This window comes from Streptomyces prasinopilosus (genome assembly GCF_001419695.1).
Taxonomy (GTDB): domain Bacteria; phylum Actinomycetota; class Actinomycetes; order Streptomycetales; family Streptomycetaceae; genus Streptomyces; species Streptomyces prasinopilosus.
The window spans coordinates 1-6488 of record NZ_LIRG01000904.1; the positions used below are offsets into that span (position 1 = coordinate 1).

Below are 6488 nucleotides of genomic sequence, written 5' to 3' on the forward strand. Positions count from 1 at the left end.
CGGCCGCGGCAGAACGCCGGGCGCGGGTGTGCGCCCCGTACCGGCCGCCGGTGCTGCGGCCCGCGGCGGCGACCGGTGACGGCGGTGCGGCGGACCGTGCCGGGGCTGTCTCCGGCGGGGTCCGGTTCGACTCCTCGGAGTTCACGCTCGGGGCCTCCTCGGCAACGGCGTTGCGCGCACTCGCGTCCCGGGAGCGCACCACTTCGTACGCGCCCCTGCTGACCGCCTACCACCAGGAACTCACGGCGCTGACCGGCCGCTCCGATCTGATCGTGGGAATGGCGGTGAGCGGCCGGGACAGCGCGCTGCCCGACGCGCACCGGATCTTCGGCCCGTTCGCCTCGGCCGTCCCGGTGCGGCCCGCCCCCGCCGGTCCGGCCGGCGCGGAGGGCTTCGTCCGCGCCCTGCGGCGTGTGGCGGCCGAGGCCGAGGAGGCGCGCGTCCACGAGGACGTGGTCCCCCGGCGTGCCGACGGGCTGCCCCTGACCTCCCAGTTCTTCTTCACCTTCCTCGACTTCTCCGCGCTGGCGCCCGCGGCCGGCGGCACCGCGCGGTTGTCGTGGGAGGCGGGAGACAGTACGTTCCTGCCGCCGTCGTCCATGACGGACGTGTTCATGGCGGTACGACCGGACGGGGACGGGCTGCGGGTGACGGTCCGGGGCGCGGTGCAGGCCTTCGCACCGGGCGCACTCGACCGTTTCACCGCCTCGCTGCGCCGTCGTCTCGAACGGGCCGCGGCGGGTGACGACGGCGCGCCGGACCGGCCGGGGGCGGGCCGCCCCGAAACGGGCGGTTCCCCGGTGCGAAGGTCCGCCGCCCCCCGGTCCGCAACGGGGGCACCCGGGGAGCGGGACACGATGGACGCGGCCCTGATCGGCTACCTGCCCGCGCCGGAGCACCTGGCCCGGCTGGCGGGTCTGCCCGCGTCGGCGCTGCCGCGGGAGGAGGTGCGCGCCATGCTGTTCCCCGACGGCGCCCCGCGCCTGGTGGAGACGGTGGGGACGCCGCTGGGCCGGTCCGGCTTCGTGTCCGTCCCGCTGTTCGCCGACGAACTCCCGGCGGACACCGGACTGGTGGGGCACATCGCCCGTGCCGTGTCGCTCTCCGCCGCCCGGGGTGCGCGATGCGTGTCCCTGGCGGGGATGATCCCGTCGCTGACCGGCTACGGCTTCGACGTGCTGCGGTCCGGCCTCCATCCGGCGACCGTGACGACGGGGCACGCGGCGACGGTCGTGTCCGTGGTGAAGACGGTGCACGCGGCGCTGGAGGCCACCGGCCGGGACCTCTCGGACCTCGACGTGGCGTTCGCCGGTCTGGGCTCGATCGGTGCCTCCTCGCTGGAGCTGCTGCTGTCCCTGGCCGCCCGGCCTCCCCGCCGGCTGCTCCTGTGCGACGTGCGGGGCAGCGGGCCGCGGCTGACCGCCCTGGGGCGGCGGTTGCGGGAGCGGGGGCTGGTCGGTGCGGCCGGCTTCGAGGTGGTGGAGGCGGAGCGGGTGCTGCCGGACGCGGTCCACGGCGCGGACCTCCTGGTGACGGCGGTGAGCGGCGCCACCGCGGTGCTCGATGTCGACCGGCTGCGGCCCGGGGCCGTCGTGGTCGACGACTCCTTCCCGCACTGCTTCGACACCGGGCGGGCCCTCTCCCGCATGCGGGAGCGGAAGGACGTCCTGGTGCTGGGCGGCGGGCTGCTGCACGTCGGCCGCACCGACCGGGAGATCGCCGGGGACCTGCCGGACGCGGCGGCGGCCGGCTATCTCGCCCAGCCCCGGCTCGAGGGCACCCTGGCCTCCTGCCGGTTCGAGTCCCTGCTCCACGCCGCCGGCCACGGACTGCCGCCGGTGCACGGCCTGGTGGACGCCGGGACGGCCCTGGCCCACTGGGACGCGATGGAACGGGCCGGGGTGTCGGCCGCCCCGCTGCACCTGCTCGGCCACACCGTGGACGCCGCCGCGACGGGCGGTGAGGCGGTGAGGAGCTGACCGCCGGTCGAGGCGGCTCCCCTCCCACCGCTCCCGCCGTCCGTCCCGCTCGGGGGCGGACGGCGGGAGCGGACCGAGGGGTCCTCAGACTCCGAACTCCGCGGGCGAGATGCCCAGGGCCGCGCAGGCCTCGCGGACGGCCTGCTGCTCGGACGCCTCGAAGGTGCCGTCGGCGCCGGCGACGACCATGCCGGTCTGGACGACCGCGCGTGCCTCGACCGGCTTCTTCGACGCCTTGGCGATGTCCTGCAGCGCTCGTGCCTTGCCCGCCTCGAAGTTCGCCGTGAGCTGGTCCACGTGCTCGTTGAACCGCTTGCGGAGCTGGTCCGGCGGGAAGTTCTGCAGGACCTCGTTGGAGACGATCAGCTCCTCCACGCGCTGCCGCTCCGCCGGCTCGACGTATCCGTCGGCGGCCGCGACCAGCGCGCACATCGCCATGCTCGCGTCCCGGTAGGCGCCGCTCTTGAGTTCCGCCTTCGCGGAGGCCAGCTGCGACTTCAGCAGCCCCAGCAGCTGGGCCTTGGAACCGCCGGAGGACGAGCCGGGGGCACGGCCGCCGGACTGTCCCGGTCCGGGGTTCCCGTGCTGTCCTCCCCCCGGCCTCGTGCCCTGGGACTGCTGGAACGCCTTCGCCTGGTCCTTGACCCGGTCCCACATCGCCACTGGTGCCACCTCGGCTTCTGTCGCTGTTCTCTCCGGGCCCCGTCGCCGGTCCCGGACGGTGCGGTCCGCCTGCTCAACGGACGCCGTCGCGACCGCGTTCCCCGAGGGCAAAAGAAAGGCAAAAGACGTTTCGTCATACGGTCGTGGAACCGTACTCCGGTCGGCCGGCCCCGTGTCAGGCTCCGGAACCGTCCGGCGCCCCCGGGACCGCCGGGGCATCACCGGCGGGGCCGGCCGCGGTGGCGCCGGCGCGTCGTTCGTACCGGAGCGCCGTACCGGTCGCGACCGCGCCGAGCCCCTCCCACACGGCGACGCCGAGGAAGGCACCGGGCGCCCGTCCGCCGATGACGGCCACCGTGAACACGGTGCACGTCAGCAGCCTGAACGGCACGGTCCACCGGAAGAAGGCCCGCCAGTCGGCGAGCGCCGCCAGGACGTAGTACACGCCCATGTTGAGCGCCGCCATCGAGGACGCCGTCACGAAGGCCGGCGTGAGGTCGCCGCTCCCCCGCGCGTGCGGGGCCGTGAGGCCGAGCAGGGACAGCTGGGCGGCCGGCGCGATCAGGCCCACCGCCCCCAGGGCCGCGGCGAGCGCTCCGAAGGCGGCCATGGTCCAGCCGGAGGCCGAGCGGGGAGTGCGCATCGGGTGAGCGTAACGGCCGGCGGGACCGCCACCGGGGTCGCGGTCCCGCCGGAACCGGCCGGGAGTCAGCCCACCGTCCACTTCTGGTTCGCGGCGCCCGTGCAGGTCCAGATCTGGAGCCGGGTGGCGTTGGCCGCGTTGTTGCCGGTCACGTCGAGGCACTTGTCGGCTTGGGGGTTGACGATGTCGCGTGCCCCGGTGACCGTCCACTTCTGGTTGGGTCCGCCGGTGCAGTCCCACAGCTGGACGGGCGTACCGTCCGCGGTGCCGTTGCCGGTGACGTCCAGGCACTTGCCGAGCGCGCGGAGCGTGCCGTCGGACCCCGCGGTCCACCGCTGGGCGGAGGTGCCGTTGCAGTCGTAGAGCTGGACGGGCGTCCCGTTGGCGGGGTTCGCCCCGGCGACGTCGACGCACTTTCCGGCCAGGCCCCTGACGGCGGCGCCCGGGGCCGAGTCCCCGGTCGTCACCGAGACGTGGTCCACGACGAGTTGCTGCGGGAAGACGGTGGAGCCGTCGGGGTCGCCGGGCCAGTAGCCGCCCACCGCCAGGTTCAGGATGAGGAAGAACGGCTTGTTGAACACCCAGGACCGTCCGCCGAGGTCGGCGGGGGTCCGCGTCTGGTAGACGGTGCCGTCCACGGACCAGGTGATCGAGTTCGGCGCCCAGTCGACGGCGAAGGTGTGGAAGCCGTCCGCGAAGGCCTGGCCTCCGGGCAGGGTGTAGCCGGCACCGATGCCGCCCGAACCGGAGTAGCCGGGCCCGTGAAGGGTGCCGTGGACGGTGGAGGGCTCGAAGCCGACGTTCTCCATGATGTCGATCTCGCCCGAGGCCGGCCAGTCGACCGGTGTGCCCAGCATCCAGAAGGCGGGCCACATGCCCTGGCCGCGCGGGACCTTCATCCGTGCCTCGATGTGCCCGTACTGCGCGGTGAACTTCCCCGCGGTGTTCAGCCGGGCCGAGGTGTACTGGCAGGTGCCGTACCAACACTGGTAGTTGGACGGGTTCTCCTTGCGGGCCGTGATCACCAGGCGGCCCTGGCCGTCCAGGGCCGCGTTCTTGTTGCCGGACGTGTAGTACTGCCGTTCGTGGTTGTTGACGTTGTCACCGGTCTCGAGCTGCCACTTCGAGGAGTCGACCGCCGCCCCGGCGGGGCCGTCGAAGGTGTCCGAGAACGTCACGGCGGCGGCCGCGGCACCGTCCGCGGACGCGGCGGCGGTCGTGGCGGTGTCCGCCGGTTCCGCCCGGGCGGTCCCGACGGCGGCGGAGGCGACCAGGGCCGCGGACAGGACGGCGGTCAGCCATCTGCGCAGTGTGCGTGGAGAGGACATGGCTCTCCCTTTCCGTACGGCGGTCCGCGGGGACGGGCACGCCGGCCAGGTGTGGGGGTGAGTGGGGGGAAATCGCGTCGCCCCTTGATTCAAGACGTGAGCTAAGGGGGCGTCAATACTCTGGTCCGGACCAGGCGTCCACAACCGTTCACTCCTTGCCCGGCGAGCGGTTCCCCGCCGACCGCGCCCACCGGGGCGTCGAACGGGTGCGCTACATTTTGCTCGCCTTTGACCGCGATCACTCACGATCCCTCACGCTACGGAGCCGGCATTCCCATGAGCGACATCGTCAACGGACTCGGCCGGGCCACCGCCTACGGCGCGCTCGGTCTGGTCCTGCTGGTGCTCGGCATCGTCCTGGTCGACCTGCTGACGCCCGGAAAGCTCGGCCGGCAGATCTGGGAGGAGCGCAACCGCAACGCCGCCCTGGTGCTCAGCTCCGCGCTGCTCGGCATCGGCGGCATCGTGTTCACCTCCATCTGGACGACGTACGAGGACTTCGGCAAGGGGCTGGTGTCGACCGCCGCGTTCGGGCTGCTGGGGCTGGTCATGATGGCCGTGGCGTTCCTGGTGGTGGACCTCGTCACGCCGGGCCGGCTGGGCAGCACCCTGGTCGAACCGGAGCCGCACCCGGCGGTCTGGGTGACGGCCTCCTGCAACCTCGCCGTGTCCGCGATCGTTTCGGCGTCCATCGCCTGACACCGGGCGTCCGAGGCGCCTCCCTTCCGGGACCCGGGCCGGTGCCGGAGGCGCGAGCCCGTCCGTCGCCGGCGGGGTCGGACGGGCCGTCAGCCCGACACGACGCGGAGGAGGGCCGTGCCGTCCTCCCCCGGCACCACCTGGACGACCACGGTGCCGGGGCGGGCGCCGGGCGGACCGCCGTCGCCGACGGCACCGCACGAGGTGGCGGAGCCGCCCGCGCGGAGCACGGTGCGGCAGCTGTGGCCGCGGCCTTCGGTACCGCTCGCGGACCGGCCGTTGCCGGACTCCACCGCGTACTCGATGCGGTGCGGGCCGACCTCGGACACGGACACGGTGGTGCGGCCGGCCGGGCCGTCGAACCGGACCGCCACCGGGCCGGACACCGCGATCTCGCAGTCCCCGTCCGCGCAGGCGGCCGGGTCCCGGCCGTCCACGGCCGGCACCGACGGGGAGGCCGGGGGTGCGTCCGCTCCGGATCGCGACGCCGCCGGGCGCGTGTCGCCCGGGATTCCCCTGCCCTCCTCGCCGGGTCCGCCGCAGCCGGCCAGGGCGACGGCGGCGAGTACCGTGACCACCCGGCCCACGGCCGCGCGCCGCCCGCGCGCCCTTCCCGCCCGGCGTGCCGTCGCCCCGTCGTTCATGGTGCCTCCGTGCGTCCTCACGAGTCCGCGCACCCCGTGCCCGGCCTTCGACGGCCACTCTTCCCGCGCGCGACGTCTCCCACTCGCGGCGGACGCGTGAAGTGCCCGCCGTGTCCGGCTCAGGCGACGCGGACGGCCCGGACCGGGCGGGTGCGCTCCCGCACCGGGCGGAGCGGCGCGGCGAGGGCGCGGGCGGGCGAAGTCACCCGGGTGGAGGTGGCGCTGACCCGGTAGGTCGTGCGGTTCGCGTCCACGACGGGGTTCCCGAGCTCGATCTTCCCCGCTTCGTGCAGCGCGTCGCAGTCGGCGGTGGGCAGGGCCACGTAGCAGCCGCCCTGCCCCGTGGTGGAGTCGAGCGGCCGCCAGTAGCTGTACCGGCGCCGGCCGTTCGCGTACACCGTGACGAAGGTGGGGGTGCGCGGGTCGGAGATGATGCGCAGCACGTCGGTGCCGGTGGTGCCGACCGGGACGCCCCGCGGCGCGGGGGCCGCCCGGAGACCGGGGTTCATCCGCCCCGCGCGCGGACGGTCCT

7 protein-coding genes are annotated in these 6488 nt (G+C 74.6%); 2 read left to right on the top strand and 5 right to left on the bottom strand.

Annotation, left to right across the window (positions count from 1 at the left end; all coding sequences use genetic code 11):
• Positions 1-1979, top strand: a 1979-nt coding sequence (locus tag AOK18_RS28240) for a condensation domain-containing protein (protein ID WP_240503346.1), incomplete at its 5' end; no start/stop codon positions are given.
• An 84-nt stretch (positions 1980-2063) separates the two neighbouring features.
• Here the strand turns inward: AOK18_RS28240 and AOK18_RS28245 are convergent.
• The 3 genes from AOK18_RS28245 to AOK18_RS28255 form a co-directional block, all read right to left on the bottom strand.
• The gene (locus AOK18_RS28245; RefSeq protein ID WP_055572390.1) at positions 2064-2642 is read right to left on the bottom strand and encodes a tellurite resistance TerB family protein; all 579 of its coding nucleotides are present in this window, start codon (positions 2640-2642) and stop codon (positions 2064-2066) included.
• A gap of 175 nt (positions 2643-2817) precedes the next feature.
• Positions 2818-3285, bottom strand: coding sequence for a hypothetical protein (locus tag AOK18_RS28250; RefSeq protein WP_055572392.1), 468 nt, complete (start codon positions 3283-3285; stop codon positions 2818-2820).
• A gap of 65 nt (positions 3286-3350) precedes the next feature.
• Entirely contained in the window at positions 3351-4613 is a 1263-nt protein-coding gene (locus AOK18_RS28255; protein ID WP_055696164.1) for an RICIN domain-containing protein, read from the bottom strand.
• A 276-nt stretch (positions 4614-4889) separates the two neighbouring features.
• Between AOK18_RS28255 and AOK18_RS28260 the strand changes: the two genes are divergently transcribed.
• Positions 4890-5312, top strand: coding sequence for a DUF350 domain-containing protein (locus tag AOK18_RS28260; protein WP_055572386.1), 423 nt, complete (start codon positions 4890-4892; stop codon positions 5310-5312).
• An 89-nt stretch (positions 5313-5401) separates the two neighbouring features.
• Here AOK18_RS28260 and AOK18_RS28265 read toward each other — a convergent pair whose 3' ends face one another.
• Positions 5402-5956, bottom strand: a complete 555-nt coding sequence (locus AOK18_RS28265; RefSeq protein WP_099048953.1) for a hypothetical protein — start codon at positions 5954-5956, stop codon at positions 5402-5404.
• 119 nt (positions 5957-6075) lie between these two features.
• Positions 6076-6488 (bottom strand): hypothetical protein (locus tag AOK18_RS34895; protein ID WP_420865654.1); only part of this gene is annotated, 413 nt, incomplete at its 5' end.

What these genes read in the sequence shown, in the direction of transcription:
- AOK18_RS28250 (WP_055572392.1), bottom strand. Translation starts at nt 3,285, where the DNA reads ATGCGCACTCCCCGCTCGGCCTCCGGCTGGACCATGGCCGCCTTCGGA.
- AOK18_RS28255 (WP_055696164.1), bottom strand. Translation starts at nt 4,613, where the DNA reads ATGTCCTCTCCACGCACACTGCGCAGATGGCTGACCGCCGTCCTGTCC.
- AOK18_RS28260 (WP_055572386.1), top strand. Translation starts at nt 4,890, where the DNA reads ATGAGCGACATCGTCAACGGACTCGGCCGGGCCACCGCCTACGGCGCG.
- AOK18_RS28265 (WP_099048953.1), bottom strand. Translation starts at nt 5,956, where the DNA reads ATGAACGACGGGGCGACGGCACGCCGGGCGGGAAGGGCGCGCGGGCGG.